Origin of the sequence: Yoonia maritima, from assembly GCF_002933395.1 — a bacterium.
Classification (GTDB): domain Bacteria; phylum Pseudomonadota; class Alphaproteobacteria; order Rhodobacterales; family Rhodobacteraceae; genus Yoonia; species Yoonia maritima_A.
On record NZ_PKFN01000008.1, the window covers coordinates 248,021 to 268,852 of the forward strand.

At 54.7% G+C, this 20,832-nt stretch carries 19 protein-coding genes; 8 read left to right on the plus strand and 11 right to left on the minus strand.

The window, feature by feature from the left end; genetic code table 11:
- Positions 1 to 49: 49 nt before the first annotated feature.
- From betA to betI, 4 genes are read right to left on the minus strand one after another with little or no spacing between them, the layout of a single operon-like run.
- The gene (betA, locus tag CYQ09_RS07715; RefSeq protein ID WP_106744842.1) at positions 50 to 1,708 is read right to left on the minus strand and encodes a choline dehydrogenase; all 1,659 of its coding nucleotides are present in this window, start codon (positions 1,706 to 1,708) and stop codon (positions 50 to 52) included.
- The gene (betB, locus tag CYQ09_RS07720) at positions 1,708 to 3,159 is read right to left on the minus strand and encodes a betaine-aldehyde dehydrogenase (RefSeq protein WP_106744843.1); all 1,452 of its coding nucleotides are present in this window, start codon (positions 3,157 to 3,159) and stop codon (positions 1,708 to 1,710) included. Before betB ends, betA begins: the two co-directional genes overlap by 1 nt.
- Before the next feature lie 43 nt (positions 3,160 to 3,202).
- Positions 3,203 to 4,711, minus strand: coding sequence for a choline-sulfatase (gene betC, locus CYQ09_RS07725; protein WP_106744844.1), 1,509 nt, complete (start codon positions 4,709 to 4,711; stop codon positions 3,203 to 3,205).
- Positions 4,708 to 5,289, minus strand: coding sequence for a choline-binding transcriptional repressor BetI (gene betI, locus CYQ09_RS07730; protein WP_106744845.1), 582 nt, complete (start codon positions 5,287 to 5,289; stop codon positions 4,708 to 4,710). The genes betC and betI overlap by 4 nt, the downstream gene beginning before the upstream one ends.
- A 91-nt stretch (positions 5,290 to 5,380) precedes the next feature.
- Between betI and choX the strand changes: the two genes are divergently transcribed.
- From choX to choV, 3 genes are read left to right on the plus strand one after another with little or no spacing between them, the layout of a single operon-like run.
- Positions 5,381 to 6,304: a choline ABC transporter substrate-binding protein gene (gene choX, locus CYQ09_RS07735; protein WP_106744846.1), complete on the plus strand. Its 924-nt coding sequence runs from the start codon at positions 5,381 to 5,383 to the stop codon at positions 6,302 to 6,304.
- Between the two features lie 59 nt (positions 6,305 to 6,363).
- Positions 6,364 to 7,197: a choline ABC transporter permease subunit gene (gene choW, locus CYQ09_RS07740; protein WP_106355128.1), complete on the plus strand. Its 834-nt coding sequence runs from the start codon at positions 6,364 to 6,366 to the stop codon at positions 7,195 to 7,197.
- Positions 7,194 to 8,213 carry a choline ABC transporter ATP-binding protein gene (gene choV, locus CYQ09_RS07745; protein ID WP_106744847.1) on the plus strand — a complete coding sequence of 340 codons (1,020 nt, stop codon included), beginning with the start codon at positions 7,194 to 7,196 and terminating at the stop codon, positions 8,211 to 8,213. The genes choW and choV overlap by 4 nt, the downstream gene beginning before the upstream one ends.
- Before the next feature lie 15 nt (positions 8,214 to 8,228).
- Here the strand turns inward: choV and CYQ09_RS07750 are convergent, their stop codons facing one another.
- Entirely contained in the window at positions 8,229 to 9,131 is a 903-nt protein-coding gene (locus CYQ09_RS07750; RefSeq protein ID WP_106744848.1) for a DMT family transporter, read from the minus strand.
- 106 nt (positions 9,132 to 9,237) lie between these two features.
- Between CYQ09_RS07750 and CYQ09_RS07755 the strand changes: the two genes are divergently transcribed.
- The 3 genes from CYQ09_RS07755 to CYQ09_RS07765 all read left to right on the plus strand — a co-directional run bounded on the left by CYQ09_RS07755 (position 9,238) and on the right by CYQ09_RS07765 (position 12,705).
- Positions 9,238 to 10,053, plus strand: coding sequence for a TIGR00282 family metallophosphoesterase (locus tag CYQ09_RS07755; RefSeq protein WP_106744849.1), 816 nt, complete (start codon positions 9,238 to 9,240; stop codon positions 10,051 to 10,053).
- A 48-nt stretch (positions 10,054 to 10,101) separates the two neighbouring features.
- Positions 10,102 to 11,883 (plus strand): SLC13 family permease, encoded by a 1,782-nt coding sequence (locus tag CYQ09_RS07760; RefSeq protein ID WP_106744850.1) that lies wholly within the window; start codon positions 10,102 to 10,104, stop codon positions 11,881 to 11,883.
- Positions 11,884 to 11,955: 72 nt separating this feature from the next.
- On the plus strand, positions 11,956 to 12,705 hold the full coding sequence (locus CYQ09_RS07765) for a YebC/PmpR family DNA-binding transcriptional regulator (RefSeq protein ID WP_106744851.1): 750 nt from the start codon (positions 11,956 to 11,958) through the stop codon (positions 12,703 to 12,705).
- Positions 12,706 to 12,782: 77 nt separating this feature from the next.
- On the opposite strand, the gene CYQ09_RS07770 is transcribed toward CYQ09_RS07765, so the two are convergent.
- Positions 12,783 to 13,334 (minus strand): 5-formyltetrahydrofolate cyclo-ligase, encoded by a 552-nt coding sequence (locus CYQ09_RS07770; protein ID WP_106744852.1) that lies wholly within the window; start codon positions 13,332 to 13,334, stop codon positions 12,783 to 12,785.
- A complete protein-coding gene (mgtE, locus tag CYQ09_RS07775; RefSeq protein ID WP_106744853.1) occupies positions 13,331 to 14,704 on the minus strand; it encodes a magnesium transporter in 1,374 nt (457 codons plus the stop codon). The genes CYQ09_RS07770 and mgtE overlap by 4 nt, the downstream gene beginning before the upstream one ends.
- A 99-nt stretch (positions 14,705 to 14,803) precedes the next feature.
- Between mgtE and guaD the strand changes: the two genes are divergently transcribed.
- A complete protein-coding gene (guaD, locus tag CYQ09_RS07780) occupies positions 14,804 to 16,096 on the plus strand; it encodes a guanine deaminase (RefSeq protein ID WP_106744854.1) in 1,293 nt (430 codons plus the stop codon).
- On the opposite strand, the gene CYQ09_RS07785 is transcribed toward guaD, so the two are convergent.
- The 3 genes from CYQ09_RS07785 to CYQ09_RS07795 form a co-directional block, all read right to left on the minus strand.
- Complete coding sequence (locus tag CYQ09_RS07785; RefSeq protein ID WP_106744855.1) at positions 16,093 to 17,427, minus strand: 8-oxoguanine deaminase; 1,335 nt, start codon at positions 17,425 to 17,427, stop codon at positions 16,093 to 16,095. The genes guaD and CYQ09_RS07785 overlap by 4 nt on opposite strands.
- Positions 17,420 to 18,229 carry an inositol monophosphatase family protein gene (locus CYQ09_RS07790; protein ID WP_106744856.1) on the minus strand — a complete coding sequence of 270 codons (810 nt, stop codon included), beginning with the start codon at positions 18,227 to 18,229 and terminating at the stop codon, positions 17,420 to 17,422. Before CYQ09_RS07790 ends, CYQ09_RS07785 begins: the two co-directional genes overlap by 8 nt.
- 71 nt (positions 18,230 to 18,300) lie before the next feature.
- Positions 18,301 to 18,672 carry a helix-turn-helix domain-containing protein gene (locus CYQ09_RS07795; RefSeq protein ID WP_106355104.1) on the minus strand — a complete coding sequence of 124 codons (372 nt, stop codon included), beginning with the start codon at positions 18,670 to 18,672 and terminating at the stop codon, positions 18,301 to 18,303.
- A gap of 274 nt (positions 18,673 to 18,946) precedes the next feature.
- Here CYQ09_RS07795 and CYQ09_RS07800 point away from each other — a divergent pair, with 274 nt between their 5' ends.
- Positions 18,947 to 19,906 carry an NADPH:quinone oxidoreductase family protein gene (locus tag CYQ09_RS07800; protein WP_106744857.1) on the plus strand — a complete coding sequence of 320 codons (960 nt, stop codon included), beginning with the start codon at positions 18,947 to 18,949 and terminating at the stop codon, positions 19,904 to 19,906.
- Here the strand turns inward: CYQ09_RS07800 and CYQ09_RS07805 are convergent.
- Positions 19,896 to 20,768 (minus strand): LysR family transcriptional regulator, encoded by an 873-nt coding sequence (locus CYQ09_RS07805; RefSeq protein ID WP_106744858.1) that lies wholly within the window; start codon positions 20,766 to 20,768, stop codon positions 19,896 to 19,898. The genes CYQ09_RS07800 and CYQ09_RS07805 overlap by 11 nt on opposite strands.
- Between the last annotated feature and the right edge of the window lie 64 nt (positions 20,769 to 20,832).

Below are 20,832 nucleotides of genomic sequence, written 5' to 3' on the forward strand. Positions count from 1 at the left end.
TAAGTAAATGTTAACATCACCCCCGTTCAAGGGGTGATGTTAATAAAGGTTAACGCTGTGATGTTTCCCAGTTCGGATTGATCCAAGGCTCATCGTTCACAGCTGGCAACGGGTTACGCTGCAAAATGTGGTCAGACACTTTTTCTCCGACCATAATGGAGGGCGCGTTCAGGTTCCCGTTGGTAATACGCGGGAAGATCGAACTATCAGCAAGCCGCAGACCTTCTACTCCGATCACGCGGGCCTCTGGATCAACAACAGCCATTGGGTCATCAACCGCGCCCATCTTGCAGGTACCACACGGGTGATAAGCACTTTCGGCATGTTCGCGGATAAAGTTATCCAACTCTTCGTCAGACTGCGCGGCTTCACCCGGTTGGATCTCATGACCACGATATTCGTCAAACGCGGCCTGTCCAAAGATTTCGCGGGTGAGGCGGATACACTTGCGGAAATCCTCCCAATCGGAAGGCTCGGACATATAGTTGAACTCAATCTTCGGATTATCGTTCGGATCGCTTGACCGCAGCGTGACCTGCCCGCGCGACTTCGACCGCATCGGGCCGACATGTGCTTGGAAACCATGCCCTTCTGGCGCGACCTTGCCGTCATAACTGACTGCAATCGGCAGGAAGTGGTACTGGATATCAGGGTAATCAACGCCCTTGTCAGAGCGAATAAAGCCAGCGCTTTCAAACTGGTTCGAAGATCCCAAACCGGTTTTCCAAAGCAACCATTCCAGCCCGATCTTGGCCTTGCCACGCAGGTTCCAATAGGAAAACAGCGTGACAGGTTTTGTCGCGGCTTGTTGAATGTAAAGTTCAAGGTGGTCTTGCAGGTTTTGCCCCACGCCGGGACGGTCTGCGACCACGTCAATACCGTGCTCGGCCAGATGTTCCGCTGGGCCAATGCCAGACAACATCAGCAATTTTGGTGAGTTTAGCGAAGACGCAGCAACGATGACTTCGACGTTGGCTTTGATCACTTCGATCTTATTACCGCGGCTGACTTCGACACCAACAGCCTTGCCATTTTCGATCACGATACGACGTGCAAAGGCACGCGTGATGTTGCAGTTGGCGCGTTTCAATGCAGGGCGCAGATATGCGTTCGCTGCGGACCAACGGTAACCTTTATAAATCGTCGCATCAAAGGGGCCAAATCCCTCTTGCTGCTGACCGTTGTAATCGCCAGTCACAGGATAACCCGCCTCTTCGCCCGCTTTCACAAACGCGCGGGTCAGTGGGTTTTTGCGTGGGCCACGTGTGACATGGAGGGGGCCGTCGTTGCCGCGCCATGCAGGATCACCACCATGGCCGCCATCATGCCAATGTTCCATACGTTTGAAATAGGGCAGCACATCTGCATAGGACCAACCATGCGCCCCGCTTTCGGCCCAGTGATCAAAATCACGCGCGTGACCGCGCACATAGATCATCCCGTTAATCGACGACGATCCCCCGATGACCTTGCCGCGTGGTGTGACCAGCGAGCGGCCACCTAGATGCGGTTCAGGTTCTGTTTTCAGTCCCCAATCATACATCTTCATGTTCATTGGATAAGACAGCGCCGCTGGCATCTGAATGAACGGACCACGATCTGAACCACCGTGTTCGATGATAAGCACATGCTTACCAGCTTCGGCCAGACGATACGCCATGGCACAACCGGCCGAACCGGCCCCAACAATTACATAATCTGCTTGCATTAGAACGGTGCCTCGACTTCGCCCATCGCCACATACACGCCTTTGATCTGGCTGTAATGTTCGATGGCCGCTTTTGAGTTTTCGCGCCCGACACCTGACATTTTCGACCCGCCAAATGGGGCCTCGACCGGTGCAAGGTTATAGGTGTTGATGTAGCATGTGCCTGCCTCAAAACCGGCGGCCATGCGATGCGCACGGGTTAGATCGGCGGTGAACACACCAGCGGCCAAGCCGAATTCGGTCGCATTGGCGCGCTCTAGAACTTCTTCTTCGGTATCGAAATCAAGCACGGACATCACCGGCCCAAAGATTTCATCGCGTGCGATGGTCATGCCGTCAGTGACGTCTGCGAATACTGTGGCTTCTAGGTAGAAACCTTCGCCATCCACACGTTTACCGCCCGTGACAAGCGTTGCACCTTCCTCATTGCCTTTGGCAATGAAGCCTTCAACAATGTCACGCTGGCGTTCGGATACCATCGGGCCAAAATTCACCTCAGGATCTTGCGGATCACCCATTTTGATACCCGCAAGCCGTTCGGTCATACGTTTCAAAAACGCATCCTTGATGCCCTTTTGCACGAACACGCGTGTACCATTCGAACAGACCTGACCACTGGAATAGAAATTGCCAAGGATCGCGCCAGAAACGGCATTTTCGAGATCAGCATCGTCAAAGATAACCAATGGGGATTTGCCGCCCAACTCCATGGTCACATGGCGCATGCCTTCGGCAGCAGCGGCATAGACCTTGCGGCCCGTTGGCACGGAACCGGTCAGTGAGACCTTATCGACACGCGGGTCGGTGATCAGCGATGCACCAACTGCGCCATAGCCTTGGATCACGTTATAGACGCCAGCGGGCGCGCCTGCCTCGACCATAATTTCTGCGACTTTCAGCGCGCAAAGCGGTGTCATTTCAGACGGTTTGAAAACCATCGCATTGCCACAAGCGAGCGCAGGCGCAGCTTTCCAACATGCGATCTGTGTGGGGTAGTTCCATGCGCCGATCCCAACACAAACGCCCAACGGTTCGCGGCGGGTGTAGACGAAATCTTCGCCCAATTGGATGTGTTCGCCCGTGATGCTAGCGGCCAACCCGCCGAAATATTCCAACGCATCGGCACCGGATGTGGCATCTGCAACAGAAGTTTCTTGATATGGTTTACCCGTGTCATAGGTTTCCAGCACTGAAAGTTCATGGTTGCGTTCGCGCATGATGTCAGCAGCTTTACGCAACACGCGACCACGGTCGGTCGCGGTCCAGCTGGCCCATTCTTTCTGCGCGCGTTTGGCTGATGCTAATGCTTGTTCAACAATCGCCGGGGTCGCGGCATGTAGGGTCGCGATGGATTTGCCCGTCGCGGGGTAAATCACATCGATCACCTCGCCTGCGGTGTCTTCGACATATTGGCCATCGATAAAGTGGCTGGCGGTGGGTTGTGTGGTCATGGCAGGTGCCTCCGGCGGGAGTATTTCAAACAAAGCGAGGGGTTTATTCGCCACGCGGGAAGCGTTGGCCGTCCTCAAGAACATTTAGGTCCATGTGATTGCGCATGTATCGCTCAGACGCTTTTTGTAACGGCTGGTAATCCCATGGGTAGTAATTACCGTTGCGCAGGGCCTCATAGACGACCCAGCGGCAGGCTTGTGAGTGGCGCACATCGGCGTCGAATTTGGCAAGGTCCCAACGGGCCTCGGATTTGGCGCGAAGCTGTGCGACTGTACCTTGGTGCGCAGGCACGTCGGCAAGGTTGGTAAGTTCTTGCGGATCGGCGTCCATGTCGAACAACTGATCCGCATCTAGTGCGCAACGGTTATATTTCCATTTACCATAGCGCAGGGACACAAGCGGCGCATAGCTGCCTTCGGCGGCGTATTCCATTGCGACGGGTGTATCGCGTTCACCGCCCTGCCCCAGATGCACAAGGCTTTCGCCGCTGGTCCATGGCATGACTTCGGACATATCCACGCCCGCGATATCACAAAGCGTTGGTGTTACGTCGATGGTGCTCACGGGGGTTTCGATCAGCCCCGGCTTCATCTCCGGGCTAGCGATCATCAGCGGCACGCGCGCCGATCCATCAAAGAACGACATCTTGAACCACATGCCGCGTTCGCCCAGCATATCGCCGTGGTCGGACACGAACATGATCGTCGCCTCTTGCCGCGAATCCTTTAGCGTTTGCAGGACTTCACCGATTTTATCGTCGAGATAGCTGATGTTCGCGAAATACGCCTGACGTGCCCGACGGACATGTTCGGGTGTGATGTCGAAATTCTTGGCATCCATCGCGTCATACAGGCGCTTGGAATGCGGATCGAGATCGTCATAAGCGATTTCACCGACTGTCGGATCAAGATGTTCGCAATCGTTGTACAGGTCCCAGTATTTCTTGCGGGTCACATAGGGATCGTGCGGATGCGTAAAGCTGACGGTCAAGCACCAAGGGCGCGCGTCGTGGCCACGCGACAGGTCATAGATTTTACGGGTCGCGTGATATGCGACCTCGTCATCATATTCCATCTGATTGGAAATTTCCGCGACACCTGCCCCGGTGACCGACCCCATGTTGTGATACCACCAGTCAATCCGTTCGCCGGGTTTACGGTAGTCAGGGGTCCAGCCGAAATCAGCTGGATAGATATCGGTGGTGAGCCGTTCTTCAAACCCATGCATTTGGTCGGGACCGACAAAATGCATTTTGCCCGATAGGCAAGTTTGGTATCCCGCCCGGCGCAAGTGGTGCGCATAGGTTGGGATGCTAGATGTAAATTCGGCAGCGTTGTCATAGACCCCGTTCCGGCTGGGCAACTGGCCAGACATGAACGCAGCACGCGCAGGTGCGCAGAGCGGTGACGCCGTATAGCTGTTCTTAAAACGCGTCGAACGCGCGGCCAACGCTTTGAGGTTTGGCGCATGTAGCCAATCAGCAGGGCCGTCTTCAAAGAGTGTTCCATTCAGTTGGTCCACCATGATGATCAAGATATTTGGCTGGCTCATGTCGTTTCCCTTAGTTCGGCTTGCAACAAGGCAAGCACATGTTCTGCGGCATCCATGCCAGCGTCACCGTTTTGGTCGAGCCCGTGACGTAAATAAAGTCCATCGATCAGCCCAGCGATTCGCTCGGCGACGATGTCTGCACGATCACCAACAAGCGGACGAAGGTTATAGACAAGATTACTATGTAATCGCCGTTGATAAATCATGAGCAGCCGCTGTGCTTCGGAGCTTGATTGCGCCAGCACATAAAAATTCAGCCATGCGGCAATAACTTCGCGACGGAAATTCGAATTGGTAAAGCCTGCGCGGATAATTGCCTGCAATCGCGACACATTATCGTCTGCCATGGCTAATGCACCGCGTACTTCGGCACCGTAGACCGTCAGCGTATGTCGCATCGCGGCCAAGAAAATTTGGTCTTTGCCACCAAAATAGTGATGCGCCAAGGCAGATGACATACCGGCACGCTTAGCAATACGGCTAACCGTTATGTCCAGCGTCCCTGCGGCACCGATTTCGTCAATCGTCGCTTTCACTAGCGCGGCACGACGGATAGGTTCCATCCCAAGCTTTGGCATCTAATTCTCACTGTGAGGTTGCCAAAGCAGACTAGATTGTTCTTTATTGACTCGTCAATCAAGAAAAAGATCCAAAACTGGGAGCTATGAAATGAAACTCAAATCAACTTTGTCCGTACTGGCGATCTGTGCTGCGGCACCTGCGCTAGCAGACTGCGACACAGTGCGCTTTTCCGACGTAGGTTGGACAGACATCACTGCGACAACTGCGGCGACGTCTATTGTGCTTGAGGCACTGGGCTATGAGACAACAACGGACATCCTGTCTGTACCTGTCACATACGCATCAATGGCCGAAGGCGACATCGATGTGTTCTTGGGCAACTGGATGCCGACAATGGAAGGCGACATCGCGACATACCGCGAAGCTGGTACAGTCGACACAGTGCGCACAAACCTTGAAGGCGCGAAGTACACGCTGGCGACAAACGCTGCTGGTGTTGCTGCAGGAATCACTGACTTCGCATCTATTGCCCAAGCCAAAGACGCGCTGGACGGCAACATCTACGGCATCGAAGCAGGTAACGACGGCAACCGTCTGATCATGGACATGATCGATGCTGATGCGTTCGGCCTCGACGGTTTCGACGTTGTCGAGAGCTCTGAGCAAGGCATGCTGGCACAGGTTGAGCGCGCAAACGACCGTGACGAGCCTGTTGTATTCTTGGGCTGGGAACCACACCCAATGAACGCAAACTACGAAATGACGTACCTGCCCGGTGGCGATGACTACTTTGGTCCGGACCTTGGTGGCGCGATCGTTGCGACTAACACACGTGCTGGCTATGTCGCTGAATGTGCGAACACAGGTAAGCTGCTGGAAAATCTTGAGTTCACGCTCGCTATGGAAAACGAAATCATGGGTGCGATCCTGAATGATAACGTTGATCCAGCAGACGCAGCCAAAGCATGGCTTGCTGGCAACGCTGACACATGGACACCATGGTTGGACGGCGTAACGACAATGGATGGCGGCGACGCGGTTGCTGCTGTGACAGCTGCACTGGCTGAATAAAAACAGATTGGGGGGCCGCATGACGCGGTCCCCTTTTCATTACGACTAAAGGGACGATGATGGACTGGCTAACAGAACATAAAATACCAGTCGGAGACTGGGCCGAGACCGCGGTGGACTGGCTCAAGACCTATGGGCGCGCATTTTTCGACACGCTAAGCGACGGATTGGATTGGATGATCGACGGGATCGTCTGGTGCTTGCAAACGCCGCCGATGTTTTTGATTATTGCCCTATTCATTGCCCTGACTTGGGTTCTGCAACGCTCTTGGAAAGTATGCGTGTTGGTGCTGCTTTGCCTACTTTTCGTTGTGAACCAAGGATACTGGGAAGAAACGACTGACAGCCTTGCGCTGGTGCTATCGTCGTGTGTGGTTTGCATGGGGCTAGGCGTGCCGCTGGGAATCTTCTTTGCGCACCGCCCAAAGCTGTACCAAACATTTAGCCCGATCTTGGACTTGATGCAGACGCTGCCTGCCTTTGTATATCTAATCCCTGCAATCGTATTTTTCGGACTTGGGATGGTGCCGGGCCTCTTTGCGACGGTGATCTTCGTGCTGCCCGCACCTATTCGTCTGACATATCTGGGCGTGTCCAACACCCCGACCCCGCTGCTAGAGGCCGCTGAATCTTTCGGTGCAACAGCCTCGCAGCGGTTATGGAAAGTCGAACTGCCCTATGCATTCCCGCAAATCATGGCGGGCCTTAATCAGGTCATCATGCTATCACTGTCGATGGTTGTGATCTCGGCCTATGTGGGTGCAAACGGGTTGGGTAAGCCTGTCGTGCAGGCCTTGGGGCGCAACGACCCCGGCCTAGGATTTGAATCTGGATTTGTCATCGTGGCCGTCGCAATCATGCTGGACCGGATGCTGCGGGTGAACACAAAATGAGTGCTGTAGAATTTGATAACGTCTCGATCGTATTCGGGAACAAACCACTGACCGCCTTGCCGCTTATGGATGAAGGACAGGAACGCGAAGAAATTCGTGGGGCCACTGACCAAATCCTTGGCGTGCATAACTGTTCGCTGAACGTCGAAGAAGGCGAGATCCTTGTGCTGATGGGGCTATCTGGGTCGGGCAAATCGACATTGCTACGGTCGGTCAACGGGCTGAATCCCGTCGTGCGCGGTGATGTTCGGATAAAGACCTCGCAAGGCATGACATCCGTCACCAACGCCGACAAAAAGACACTGCGCGAATTGCGCTTGCATGATGTCGCGATGGTGTTTCAACAGTTTGGCCTGCTGCCGTGGCGCACTGTGCGCGACAACGTCGGGCTTGGTCTTGAACTGGCTGGCATGGACAAGGCGGCGCGCAACAAGCGCGTGATCGAAGAATTGTCATTGGTTGGGCTTGCTGATCGTGCGGATGCGCTGGTGGGTGAATTGTCCGGCGGCATGCAGCAACGCGTGGGACTTGCCCGTGCATTCGCGACTGATGCCCCAATCCTTCTGATGGACGAACCGTTCTCGGCGCTTGATCCGCTGATCCGCACCAAATTGCAGGACGAACTTTTGGACCTGCAAAAGGAACGCAACCGCACCATCATCTTTGTGAGCCACGATTTGGACGAGGCGTTCAAAATCGGCAACCGCATCGCAATTATGGAAGGTGGCCGGATCGTACAATGCGGCACGCCGCGTGATATCTTTACGAATCCAGTGAACGACTATGTGGCTGAATTCGTCGCGCATATGAACCCGCTAGGTGTTCTTACAGCGCGTGATGTGATGACCGATGGCACCTGTGATGGGCCAGAGATCGACGTTGAAACGCCTGTGAATGACATCATTTCACAGATCGAAACCGAAGCATTGCAAGTCACCCAAAACGGTGCACCAGTTGGTCAGATCACGCAAAGTTCGCTTCTTGCGCGGCTCGCGCCGACAACACCAACTGAATAAAACAACCCCCGCCGGTCACACCTTTGTGGCTGTGACCGGCGGGGTAATCTGACGACGCGCGACGGCTTCGCGCCAAGTGATAAAGCTGACCGACGCCATAATCACAGCGCCACCAAAAATAACCCAGCCGTCAACGCCTTCGCCAAACACCACGGCCCCTAATAGCACCGCCCAGACAAGTTGCAGGAATGTGACAGGCTGAGTCACCGTCAGCGGTGCGGCGGCAAAGGCCAGCGTCATCGTATAGTGGCCAGCAGTCGCGAAACAGGCCACCAAGAATAGCCACCCTAATTGCGGCAGTGTCGGGGTCACCCAAACCGCTATCGCGGCTGGGGCAAGGCCGATGGTGACTGTGATAGACAGCATACCAACGACCACAGGGGCAGAGACTTCACCAGACAATTGCTTTGCGATCAGATAGCCGATGGCGAAACACACGGCAGTCCCCAACATCGCAATATGGCCGGGTTCGATTTCTTTGACGCCCGGTCGTAGGATAATGACCGCCCCGATCAAAGCAACGATCACAGCAGCCAGCCTCCGCGGCGGCAAACGTTCCCCCAAGAACAACGCGGCACCAATCGAAACATAGACAGGAGAAAGGTAGTTCATCGCCGTGACCTCGGCGATGGGAATGCGCGCCATCGCAAAGAACCAAAGGATCACAGCGACTGTATGAACGACGCCTCGAAAAGCAAAAAGCTTAATCTGGCGTTTCGTTAGATGCGCGTCCAATATCGGCTTGATCATAGGGGTCAGAAATACGATCCCAAGTAGATAGCGCAAAAATGCGGCCTGTGCGGCGGGCACCCCGTTACCAACATGTTTCACAACAGCAGTTACGCAGACGAACATCACGCCTGTGACGACCATCCAGCCGACCCCAGTAATGGGTCGGGATTGTTTTTGATTATCCATGGCCAAATCGTCGCACCCCGACCTAGAATTGGCAAGCAGGGGGCGCGATGATTTTTAGCTAAAAATCATCTGGTAGAAGCCGCGCAGGCAGCATAACACAGTGTCCATGAAAATACTGTTTCTTGGCGATGTTATGGGCCGCGCCGGCCGCACAGCAATTAGCACACATCTTCCGCGCCTGCGGAGTGAATGGAAGCTCGACTTTGTTGTCGTGAATGGCGAAAACGCGACGGCTGGCATGGGCCTGTCAGGCGATCATGCGAAGATCCTGCTTGATGCGGGTGCTGATGTTCTAACGCTGGGCGACCATGCGTTTGATCAAAAGGATATGCTGTCCTTTATCGCAAACGAGCCGCGCATCATCCGACCTTTGAACTTTTCAAAATCTGCCCCCGGTGTTGGGGCCCGAATTTTCAACGCCCCCGGCGGACGCAAGGTGCTTGTTGCGCAGGCGCTTGGTCAGGTGTTTATGAAACGCCCGTTTGACGATCCGTTCTCGGCGCTTGATGGCTTGTTGAAACAATACCCAATGGGCGGTCAAATTCAGGCAAGCCTTGTCGATATTCACTGTGAAGCCACATCGGAAAAGATGGCGACGGGCCATTTCTGCGATGGCCGCGCAAGCATTGTTGTGGGCACGCATACGCATGTCCCAACAGGTGACGCGATGATCTTGCCCGGCGGAACCGCCTATATGACCGACGCAGGTATGTGCGGCGATTACAATTCAGTCATCGGCATGGACAAGGCTGAACCGATGCGCCGCTTTATCACTGGTATGCCCAAGGCTCGCTTTACCCCTGCCAACGAAGAAGCCACCCTATCTGGCCTTTATGTTGAAACCGACGACCGCACCGGCAAAGCCACCCGCGTTGAAATGGTGCGCCAAGGCGGGCGCCTAGCACAGGCGGGTCCCGCGTAAATGCGCAAACGCTTGCCCTTGGCCAAACTCTTCGCAAGACTGTAGTTTATGGAAACCATTTTTCAGCTTTCACAGGCGCAATCCGCGTTTTTGACCATGGCAGTGGTTGCGGGTATGTTCATTATGTTCCTGCGCGAAGCATACCCCACCGAAGTCGTCGCGATGATCGGTGTATCGGTTTTGTTGATATCAGGGGTTTTACCCTATGAAGCAGCGGTCGCCGTGTTGGCCAACCCCGCGCCGTGGACGATTGCCGCGATGTTCATCATCGTCGGAGCACTGGTGCGCACCGGAGCCCTTAATGCGATGACCCAAGTTGTCGAACGGCAGGCAAAAATTAGCCCTGCCCGCGCCATTGGCGGCAGCCTTGTGTTCGTGGCGATCGCCAGCGCGATTATGAACAACACCCCTCTTGTTGTCGTTATGATCCCTGTGTTCGTTCAGCTTGCGCGAACTTTAGGCACCTCAGCATCAAAGCTGTTGATCCCGCTAAGCTACGCCGCGATCGTGGGGGGGACGATGACATTGCTTGGCACATCGACCAACCTATTAGTGGACGGCGTTGCGCGGTCTTCTGGGATGGAGCCGTTTGGTATTATCGAAGTGCTTCCCGTCGGTGTGATCGTGGTTGCATGGACTTTTGCCTATCTTTATTTCGCCGGTCCTCGCTTGTTGCCCGATCGCACAAGCATGGCAACGATGCTGTCAGATCGATCCAAAATGCGCTTTTTTTCCGAGGCTGTCATTCCTGCGGAAAGCAACCTTATTGGGCGTGAAGTGATGGGGGTTCAGCTCTTTAAACGCGAGGGCGTGCGTCTCATTGATGTTGTTCGCGGCGACGAATCGCTTCGGCGAAAACTGAAGGACGTGACACTACAGGTCGGCGACCGCGTCGTATTACGGACAGCGATGGCAGAACTATTGTCATTGCAAGCCACCAAAGACCTGCGTCGCGTTGACCAGCTTTCTGCTGTTGAGACTACGACAGTTGAAGTCCTGATCACACCGAACTGCAGGATGGTCGGCCGCCGGCTTGGCTCGCTGCGCCTGCGTCGCCGCTATGCGGTTTATACATTGGCTGTACACCGTCGCGATACCAACCTCGGCCAGCAAATGGACGATATGGTTGTGCGCGTTGGCGATACACTTTTGATTGAAGGTGCACCCGAAGATATTCAACGCTTAGCCGAAGATATGAACCTTGGTGATGTTTCCAAACCATCACAACGGGCCTATCGCCGCCGCCACGCACCAATTGCGATTTGCGCCCTGCTGCTGGTGGTTATTTTGGCGGCTATGGGCGTCGCGCCAATCCTGCTTCTTGCCATACTGGGGGTGACCGCCGTCTTGGCGACAGGTTGTATTGATGCAGACGAGGCGTTCTCGGCCATTGATGGTCGCTTACTTGCGCTTATTTTTGCGATGCTCGGCGTTGGCTCTGCGTTACAATCGTCGGGTGCTGTTGCGATGATCGCAGATACATTGTCGCCGGTGATGATGGTTTTACCGCCCTTCTTTGTGGTGCTGTCGGTGTACCTTTTGTCGTCGACACTGACAGAATTGGTTTCCAACAACGCAGTCGCCGTTGTCATGACCCCTATTGCGATCGGTTTGGCCAGCGCGCTTGGTGTTGATCCGCGGCCCTTGGTTGTTGCCGTGATGATCGCGGCAAGCGCAAGCTTTGCGACGCCAATCGGCTATCAGACGAATACGTTGGTCTATGGGCCGGGTGGCTATAAGTTTGCTGATTTTTTAAAGTTTGGCATTCCACTTAATCTATCGCTCGCGCCTATCGTTTCCTTCGCAATCCCCTATTTCTGGCCCTTGTAAGCAAGGGTTGCGGGGGTACCGATGGATGCCGTATAGAGACGCAAATTTACATCGATAAAGACGAGGTTTTCAATGGCTGGCCACTCAAAATGGGCGAATATTCAGCACCGCAAGGGGCGTCAGGATAAACTGCGTTCCAAGCTATTTTCAAAGCTGGCCAAAGAAATCACTGTGGCCGCCAAAATGGGCGACCCGGACCCCGACAAAAACCCGCGTCTACGGATGGCTGTCAAAGAAGCCAAATCCAGCTCTGTGCCCAAGGACGTGATCGACCGCGCAATTAAGAAATCGCAAGGCGGCGATGCTGAGAACTATGATGAAATCCGGTATGAAGGCTACGGCCCTGGCGGAGTAGCTGTAATCGTTGAAACGATGACAGATAACCGCAACCGGACGGCCTCGACAGTACGCTCTACATTCTCAAAGAATGGCGGAAACCTTGGTGAAACCGGCTCCGTTGGCTTCATGTTCGACCGCATGGGCGAAGTCGTCTATCCAGCGTCTGTTGGCGATGCAGACACAGTGATGATGGCCGCGATTGAGGCAGGTGCAGACGACGTTCAAAGTGACGAAGACAACCACGTGATCTATTGCGCGGATACTGACCTAAATGACGTATCTACTGCGCTAGAGGCTGAACTTGGCGAATCCGAATCCACCAAGCTGATTTGGAAGCCCAACATGACCACAGAGGTCGATGCCGAAGGTCTGACCAAACTGATGAAGCTCCTTGATACGCTTGAAGAAGACGATGACGTACAGCGCGTTACGGCGAACTTTGAAGCCTCGGACGAGGTTATGGCCGCATTCGCAGAAGAGTAACTTTTGCTAAATACGCCAATCGATTAGGCCCTGTCAGATACGCATTTCCACATTGGATTTGTCGTATCCGGCGGGGTTTATTTTTGGACGGGTGTAATGACGCCTTGCTCAGTCACGATCAGATCAAGTGGTTGATCTGTCGGCTCGAGCGGTAAGGCACTGTCTTCTTGTGCCGCGTAGGCAAATCCAATCGCCATTGTTGGCTGAACCGCGCGTAGCTGTTCCAGCGTACGGTCGTAAAAACCTCCACCATACCCCAGCCTGCCCCCCTGTCGGTCGAATGCGACCAAAGGCACGATCACGATCTCTGGTGTCATCCATTCGCCCGTTTCGGGGATCAACGCACCAAATGCGCCAGCCACCATAGCGCAGTCCGGTTCCCACAACCGAAATTTCAAAGGTTGTGCCTCTGCGATGATCACCGGCATACCGACGGGCCCGTGGGCTGCGGCCTCTGCCAATGCAGGCACCGGATTGATCTCGGTTCGGATCGGGCTGTAGCCTGCAATCGGCACACCACGATACCCGGCCAGTACTTCGCTTAAGTACCCTGACGCAGCCACAGCGCCCGCATGTGCCGCCTTACGACGCACAAAGGCAGCTTTGCGGGCGGCAGATTTGTCGATCATAGCAACCACATCGCGGCGAGACCAAGGAAGGCAAAGAAACCGACCACATCCGTGACCGTTGTCACGAAAGCACCAGAAGCAAGTGCCGGATCAATACCAATGCGTTCGAGCATGACAGGGATAACCGTACCGGCCAACCCTGCAATAACCATATTGATCACCATCGCGACGCCGATCACAGCGCCAAGCATAGGGGAACCGAACCATAAGATGCCAACAACACCCATCACCACCGCAAAGATGAGCCCGTTGATCAGACCAACCAACACTTCGCGCCGGATGACCCGCCAGACGTTTGCAGCAGTCAAATCTCGGGTTGCGATGGCGCGCACGGCGACTGTCAAAGACTGCGTGCCCGCGTTCCCCCCCATTGACGCGACGATCGGCATCAACACGGCCAGAGCAACAAGCCCAGCAATCGTTTCTTCGAACAATGAAATCACCAGTGACGCAAAGATCGCGGTCAAAAGGTTCACTGCTAACCAAGGAAACCGCTGCTTGGTCGTTTCGATCACACGGTCAGACAGCGACCCTTCACCAACACCAGCAAGGCGCAGAATATCTTCCTCTGCTTCTTCCTCAAGGAACGCCATCGCGTCATCAATCGTAATCACGCCGACGATCCGATCATCATCATCGACCACAGGCGCGGTGATCATATGGTAGTGATTGATCGCTTGTGCCACTTCTTCGACATCTTGGGTCACGTGGAATGTGCGGAACGTGTCTTCGGTTAGGGTGTCCAGTGCCGTATCACGCGGATGGCTTAGGATCCGGCCAAGCGTGACGTACCCCGTTGCCTTAAGCCGCGGATCTACCAAAATCACGTGATAAAACTGCTCAGGCAGCACCACGTCAGATCGCAAATAGTCAATCGCATCACCTACAGTCCAGTGTTCTGGTGCGCGCACCAGTTCAGACTGCATGTGGCGACCGGCCGATTCTTCTGGATACGACAGCGCTTGTTCAACAACGACCCGATCACCGGCGTCCAAAGCACCCAGAACCGCCTCTTGCTGATCATCGTCTAGATATTCGACCAGATCGACGACATCGTCGCTTTCCAATTCCCGGACAGCCTCGGCCAAATCGGCGGGTGCCAGTTGTTCGATAATCTCTTCGCGCAGGCTTTCGTCCAGTTCAGACAGGGTATCCCCGTCCATCCCCCCCTTCCAAACGGTAATGAGGTCGCGGCGGTCGCGGCTGTCAATTTGTTCGATAAGATGCGCAATATCAGCGGGATGAAGCGGATCCAGCAGCGTGTCAATCGCGTCCGAATCTTCGGCCTGTACAGCGTCCAACACATCAGAGACGAGCCTGTCGGTGATACCGAATGCTTCATCTTCATTGATTTCTAGTTGCTCTGCCATGACCTGCCCTCGCTACCTCCTGCAACATAGCCAATCACGACCTGCTGGCAACGCCATTCAGCGATTTACCCCGCCGTAGACGCGCCATATGATCAGCATATGACAAAGCAACTTCTTCTTGGCCAAACGCTTGGCTTTTCGGGCAATCCTTTGATTGGGGATTGGAATGACGCCGTGCAGTTCGACAGCGCAGGCGCTGTGCTAATTGACGGAAAACAGATAAGCGCGGTTGGTTCTGCCGCTGCCCTGCGCGCCGCCCATCCAGACGCAAAAGTCACCGATTACGGCGATGCGCTGATCAGCGCAGGCTTTGTCGATGCCCATATGCATTACCCGCAAACTGGCATCATCGCGAGCTGGGGCAAACAGCTGATCGACTGGCTAAATACCTATACCTTCCCCGAGGAGGCCCGGTTCAGCGACCCCAAGTATGCAACCGAAGTCGCGGAACGTACGCTCGACCTTGCGCTTGATCATGGCACCACTACGCTCATTAGTTTTTGTACAATCCACCCCGCCAGCGTAGATGCGTTTTTCGGCGCTGCAGCTGATCGCGATATGGCCGTGATTGCGGGTAAGACCTGTATGGATCGCAACGCACCTGACAATCTGCAAGACACCGCGCAGTCCGCCTATGATGACAGCAAGGTGTTGCTTGAAATGTGGCATGGCAAAGGGCGAGCCAGCTATGCGATTACGCCGCGGTTTTCGCCAACATCGACGCCAGAACAATTGGCCGCACTTGGCGCGCTCTGGTCTGAACACCCCGATTGCCTGATGCAAACACACCTGAGCGAACAGCTCCCCGAGATTGCTTGGGTGCGAGACCTGTTCCCCGATTCCCGCGACTATCTAGATACTTACGAGGCATTCGGGCTGTTGGGTGCTAAGGGCCTTTACGGCCATGCCATCCATCTTGAACAGCGCGAAATTGATCGCCTGAACGAAGTCGGTGGCGCGGTCGTGCATTGCCCGACGTCGAACACGTTCATCGGATCAGGACTATTTGATCTGATGGGGTTGGCAAAGACCGGGCTGTCCATCGGCCTTGCCACTGACACCGGCGGCGGATCGTCGTTTTCGATGCTGCGCACCATGGCTGCGGCTTATGAGATCGGCCAGCTGCGCGGTACTGCATTGCACCCTGCCCAACTGATGTGGCTTGCGACCGAAGGGTCGGCAAAGTCACTACATATGTCCGGGCAAATCGGTCATCTGGGTGCGGGTGCGATGGCGGACATTACAGTCCTTGACCTTGGTTCAACGCCCGCGATTGCGCAGCGTTCAGGCCGCGCGACCGACATTTGGGACGCGCTATTCCCGACGATCATGATGGGCGATGACCGCGCGATCAAAGACGTGTGGGTCGCGGGGCAAAGGCGACGGGCTTAATTCGCCAGTCGCTGCGCCAAGTCGTTTTGTCTGCGAATGGTCGCGCCCAGATCAATCGTTGCCAATTGGCCATCCGCAACAATCTGACGGCCCTCGACAAACAAATCGCGTACCTTCTGAGGTCCAGCCAGCACCATTGCAGCCGGATCCCACGACCCGGCGTTTTCAACAGTCTGCGCATCCCAAATGGCAATATCCGCGCGTTTTCCAACGGCAATCTGTCCACAATCATCGCGCCCTAAAACCTGTGCACCGCCACGTGTCGCGATTTCTAGCGCTTCGCGGGCCGACATCGCATCCGCCCCGTTTTTGACGCGCTGCAAAAGCAGCGTTTGCCGTGCTTCGCCAATCAAGTTGCCGATGTCATTGCTTGCCGATCCATCGACGCCTAGCCCGACATTCACACCAGCGTCACGCATTTCGCGAACAGGCGCGATACCAGATCCAAGCCGACAGTTGGAACAGGGACAATGCGCAACGCCTGTACGGGACCGCGCGAACAGATCAATTTCTTGACCGTCCAACTTTACACAATGTGCGTGCCAGACATCATCACCTGTCCAGCCCAAATCTTCGGCGTATTGACCAGGGCGACAGCCGAATTTCTCTAGGGAATAGGCGATATCTTCGTCGTTCTCGGCCAGATGGGTATGCATCATTACGCCCTTATCACGGGCAAGAATAGCAGCATCGCGCATCAAATCACGCGATACGGAAAACGGACTGCATGGGGCCACGCCGACACGCACCATCGCGCCCGGGTTTGGATCGTGGAACGCATCAATAACGCGGATACTGTCTTCTAAAATCGCTTTTTCGTCCTCAACAAGCGCATCAGGCGGCAAGCCCCCATCGCTTTCGCCAATGCTCATCGCACCGCGCGTGGCATGAAAACGCAAGCCAACCTGTTGGGCGGCGGCGATTGTATCATCCAACCGCGATCCGTTTGGATAAAGGTACAAGTGGTCCGACGTCAGCGTACAGCCCGATAGCGCCAATTCAGCAAGCCCAACTTGGGCAGAGATGAACATTTCTTCAGGGCCAAATCGGGACCATATTGGATAGAGGCGCTGCAGCCAGCCGAACAGCAAAGCGTCTTGCGCACCCGGCACAGCACGGGTCAGTGTTTGATATAGATGGTGGTGCGTATTCACGAGGCCCGGCGTCACAATGCGACCCTTTGCATGAACAGTCACACCTTGGGTTTCCAGCCCCTGCCCGATTTCTGCGATAACGCCATCGCGGATCAGAACATCCGCACCTTTTAATTCACTGCGCGCGTCGTCCATCGTCAGAACGATGTCGGCATTTTTGATGAGCGTCTCAGTCATTCAGGCTCTCTTGCAGGATCGCCATCGCCTCAGCGTGGATGTCTGGGTTGGCCGCTGCTAGCGCACGACCACCATGGTGTGCAGGTCCGCCATCCCAATCAGTCACAATACCACCAGCCGCTTGGATGACAGAAATTGGAGCTTGGATATCATATGCATTCAACCCGGCCTCGATCACGAGGTCGACCTGTCCTGCAGCCAGCAACGCATAGGCATAGCAGTCCATGCCGTAACGGGTCAGTTTCGCCTGACAGGCAACGGCGTGAAATGCGCGTCCTTCGTCGGCTGTGCCCACCTCTGGGAAAGTCGTTAGTACTGTCGCTTCCGACAGTTTACTTTGCACGATACATTGCAACGGATGCGTACCCATCGGTCCGGTTACTTCAGCCATACCAAAACCGCCCGCAAACCGTTCACCGATGTAAGGCTGGTCAATCAGGCCGAACAACGGGCCAGTTTGATCTGCAACTGAAATCAAAACCCCCCATGTTGGGGTGCCGCTGATATAGCCGCGCGTGCCATCAATTGGGTCAAGCACCCAAGTCAATCCAGACGTGCCAGGGGTTTCGCCGTATTCTTCGCCCAAGATACCATCTTGGGGTCGCTCACGGGCGATGATTTCACGCATTGCTTGTTCAGCAGCGCGATCTGCAACGGTGACTGGATCAAAGACCTGACCGCCCTTGTCGTCTGCAACCAATGCAGGAGTTCTAAAATGCAGCAGGGTCACGGGCCGCGCTGCATCCGCAAGTAAATTTGCCACGCGGATCAACTCCGCCTGAAGGGTCGTGTCCAATGGCATGAGGCTGTTTTCCCAACTGCGCTACGTTACCTTTATGCGGTAACGTGCGGCAGTCGTGATGGTCAAGCCGCTTAAGCAGCTTCGCTTAGAACGCGCGCCAAATCAAAGAGGCGGCGACGCTGGTTTTCTGGTATAGCATAGTAAGACCGCAGAAGCTCGAGCGCTTCTTTGTCTGTCAGAATATCGCCCGGCATGTTGCCGTTTGCGCCATCTGCCTGCACCTGTTCGTCCAGACCTTCAAAAAAGAAAGATACAGGAACGTCCAATACCTTTGCGATATCCCACAGACGGGACGCGCTGACGCGGTTCATACCGGTTTCATATTTCTGAATTTGCTGGAACTTGATCCCAACATTTTCAGCCAATTGCTGCTGTGTCGTGCCGTTCATCCAACGGCGATGACGAATACGCTTCCCCACGTGTACATCGACTGGGTGTTTCATTGATCGTTTCCTTAGTTCAAAAATTGCGGTTGTTAGTTTTCCGCCTCCCGATAGGCACCGAATGCTTTGCCTGAGTAAGCCACATCCGGTCCCGTGCTAACGGAATGCACCTCCGTAAAAGAACACGCAACGGTTGCAGCCCTCTACCTTACCTTAAGGACAGGTTCGCGCGCGTTCATTCTCGATCAAACGGTAAAAAAACGAGCAAATTGTAAATATCCCAAAGTTTCCGCATAAGAATTCACAATAATTTCCAAAGTGATTCGGGGGTCACATGCGCGCTTTTCAAGTAACTTCGCACTCTCAACCGCCAGCGATTGTCGATTCCGCAGAACCAATCCCACACGCAGGAGAGGTAGTCTTAAGCATTGCAGCATGCGGTCTGAACTTTGCGGACCTTCTTATGGCTAAGGGAACATATCAAGACACGCCCAAATTGCCATTCACTCTAGGCATGGAGGTCTGCGGTACAGTTATCGCCCAAGGAAAAGGTGTAATTACCCCTGCCATTGGAACGCGAGTGGCCGTATTTGGCGGCCAAGGCGGACTATCAGAGCGTGGTATTTTCCCCGCAAATCTTTGTACGCCGGTGCCTGACGATATGCCCTCGGATGCAGCCGCAGGCTTTATGGTTGCATACGGTACGTCCCATTTGGTTCTAGCTCGGCGCGCCAAGCTGCAGGCGGGTGAAACCTTACTTGTGCTTGGTGCGGCTGGTGGGGTTGGGCTCACCGCGGTTGAAATCGGCAAGGCAATGGGTGCGCGCGTTATTGCAGTCGCCCGCGGACAGGAAAAACTAAAAGCGGCGCAAGAAGCTGGTGCAGATCATTTAATCGATAGTGACGCAGATGATGTCAAAGAAGCCGTCAAAGCACTTGGCGGTGCTGACGTGGTTTATGACCCAGTAGGAGGTGACCTGTTCAAAGCAGCGCTTGGCGCTTGTAACCGAGAGGCACGCGTGATCGTGATCGGCTTCGCAAGCGGTGAAGTCCCACCGATCCCGGCCAATATTCTTCTTGTCAAAAACATCAGTGTGATCGGTTTCTATTGGGGTGGTTATCTCAAATTCAACCCAACCGCGCTTACTGATAGCCTTGCCGAATTGATGACATGGTACACCGAAGGCAGGCTTCGGCCGCACATCAGCCATGTCTTACCATTGGATAAAGCTGCTGATGCGTTGGACCTGCTGCGCATCCGCAAGTCCATTGGTAAGGTCGTCGTTACGCCATGACAGGTGCCTTTAGCGTGTAAAAACCATCACGGACGAATTTTGCTAAATCTCGAACGACCGGCCCCTGATCAAGATTCGCTTGATAGAGATTCACGTTCATTTCGCGCAAACTGGGCAACTGGCCGCCGTGTTCTATTCGTTCCAGATGACGCGGCTCTGTACCCTCCAGCATCGTATGCACAGCAAGGTCAGCGCTGACCGTTGCCTCGATGGTGCGGCTAAAGTTGCTTTCAACTGCCATCTCCCAAGGGATACCCACCTCATCCAGCCGGCGTTGCACGAATTGTCGGAAGATACAGCTTTCTTCATAAGCCAACCGCAGAGGGCGTTTTTTCCACGCCTGCCCGTTCGGCGCCCCAACCCAAATCAGCGGAATTTTAGTAAGCGTTTCGCCGCCCTCTCCTACTGAATCTTCGGTCGTTAGGATGACATCAATCGCGCCGCGCCGAAAATCTTCGACCAACCCGCGCGTGAACGAAGACACCAAATGCACGCGAACACGCGGATATGCCGCCGCGAACCGCTGCAAAACGACAGGAATAACCGGGTAAACGATGTCATGCGGCACCCCGAGCGTGACCTCGCCTTCGTATTCAGTCGCCGTGAGCTTGCCGTACACTTCGTCGTTCAGTTCAAGCATTCGGCGCGCATAACTAAGCAATAGTTCCCCCTGAGGGGTCAGGCCAATACTGCGCGCCGACCGATCAAGCAAACCAACCCCTAGCGATTCCTCTAGGCGTTTCAATTGCATAGAAACCGCCGATTGCGTCAAGTTTAACAACCCAGCAGCCCGCGTCACGCCACCCGTGTCCGCGACAGCAACAAATGAGCGTAAGGCCGTTGTGTCAAGATTTCGCGCCATATCAATATTCCTAATGATTAATAACTCAAACATTCATTTTCATTATGCACATCACCGGGCTATC

What these genes read in the sequence shown, in the direction of transcription:
- choX (WP_106744846.1), top strand. Translation starts at nt 5,381, where the DNA reads ATGAAACTCAAATCAACTTTGTCCGTACTGGCGATCTGTGCTGCGGCA.
- betC (WP_106744844.1), bottom strand. Translation starts at nt 4,711, where the DNA reads ATGAGCCAGCCAAATATCTTGATCATCATGGTGGACCAACTGAATGGA.
- CYQ09_RS07750 (WP_106744848.1), bottom strand. Translation starts at nt 9,131, where the DNA reads ATGGATAATCAAAAACAATCCCGACCCATTACTGGGGTCGGCTGGATG.
- CYQ09_RS07755 (WP_106744849.1), top strand. Translation starts at nt 9,238, where the DNA reads ATGAAAATACTGTTTCTTGGCGATGTTATGGGCCGCGCCGGCCGCACA.
- CYQ09_RS07795 (WP_106355104.1), bottom strand. Translation starts at nt 18,672, where the DNA reads ATGAAACACCCAGTCGATGTACACGTGGGGAAGCGTATTCGTCATCGC.
- CYQ09_RS07765 (WP_106744851.1), top strand. Translation starts at nt 11,956, where the DNA reads ATGGCTGGCCACTCAAAATGGGCGAATATTCAGCACCGCAAGGGGCGT.
- guaD (WP_106744854.1), top strand. Translation starts at nt 14,804, where the DNA reads ATGACAAAGCAACTTCTTCTTGGCCAAACGCTTGGCTTTTCGGGCAAT.
- CYQ09_RS07790 (WP_106744856.1), bottom strand. Translation starts at nt 18,229, where the DNA reads ATGCCATTGGACACGACCCTTCAGGCGGAGTTGATCCGCGTGGCAAAT.
- CYQ09_RS07805 (WP_106744858.1), bottom strand. Translation starts at nt 20,768, where the DNA reads ATGGCGCGAAATCTTGACACAACGGCCTTACGCTCATTTGTTGCTGTC.
- choW (WP_106355128.1), top strand. Translation starts at nt 6,364, where the DNA reads ATGGACTGGCTAACAGAACATAAAATACCAGTCGGAGACTGGGCCGAG.
- choV (WP_106744847.1), top strand. Translation starts at nt 7,194, where the DNA reads ATGAGTGCTGTAGAATTTGATAACGTCTCGATCGTATTCGGGAACAAA.
- betB (WP_106744843.1), bottom strand. Translation starts at nt 3,159, where the DNA reads ATGACCACACAACCCACCGCCAGCCACTTTATCGATGGCCAATATGTC.
- CYQ09_RS07800 (WP_106744857.1), top strand. Translation starts at nt 18,947, where the DNA reads ATGCGCGCTTTTCAAGTAACTTCGCACTCTCAACCGCCAGCGATTGTC.
- CYQ09_RS07785 (WP_106744855.1), bottom strand. Translation starts at nt 17,427, where the DNA reads ATGACTGAGACGCTCATCAAAAATGCCGACATCGTTCTGACGATGGAC.
- betI (WP_106744845.1), bottom strand. Translation starts at nt 5,289, where the DNA reads ATGCCAAAGCTTGGGATGGAACCTATCCGTCGTGCCGCGCTAGTGAAA.
- CYQ09_RS07770 (WP_106744852.1), bottom strand. Translation starts at nt 13,334, where the DNA reads ATGATCGACAAATCTGCCGCCCGCAAAGCTGCCTTTGTGCGTCGTAAG.
- betA (WP_106744842.1), bottom strand. Translation starts at nt 1,708, where the DNA reads ATGCAAGCAGATTATGTAATTGTTGGGGCCGGTTCGGCCGGTTGTGCC.
- CYQ09_RS07760 (WP_106744850.1), top strand. Translation starts at nt 10,102, where the DNA reads ATGGAAACCATTTTTCAGCTTTCACAGGCGCAATCCGCGTTTTTGACC.
- mgtE (WP_106744853.1), bottom strand. Translation starts at nt 14,704, where the DNA reads ATGGCAGAGCAACTAGAAATCAATGAAGATGAAGCATTCGGTATCACC.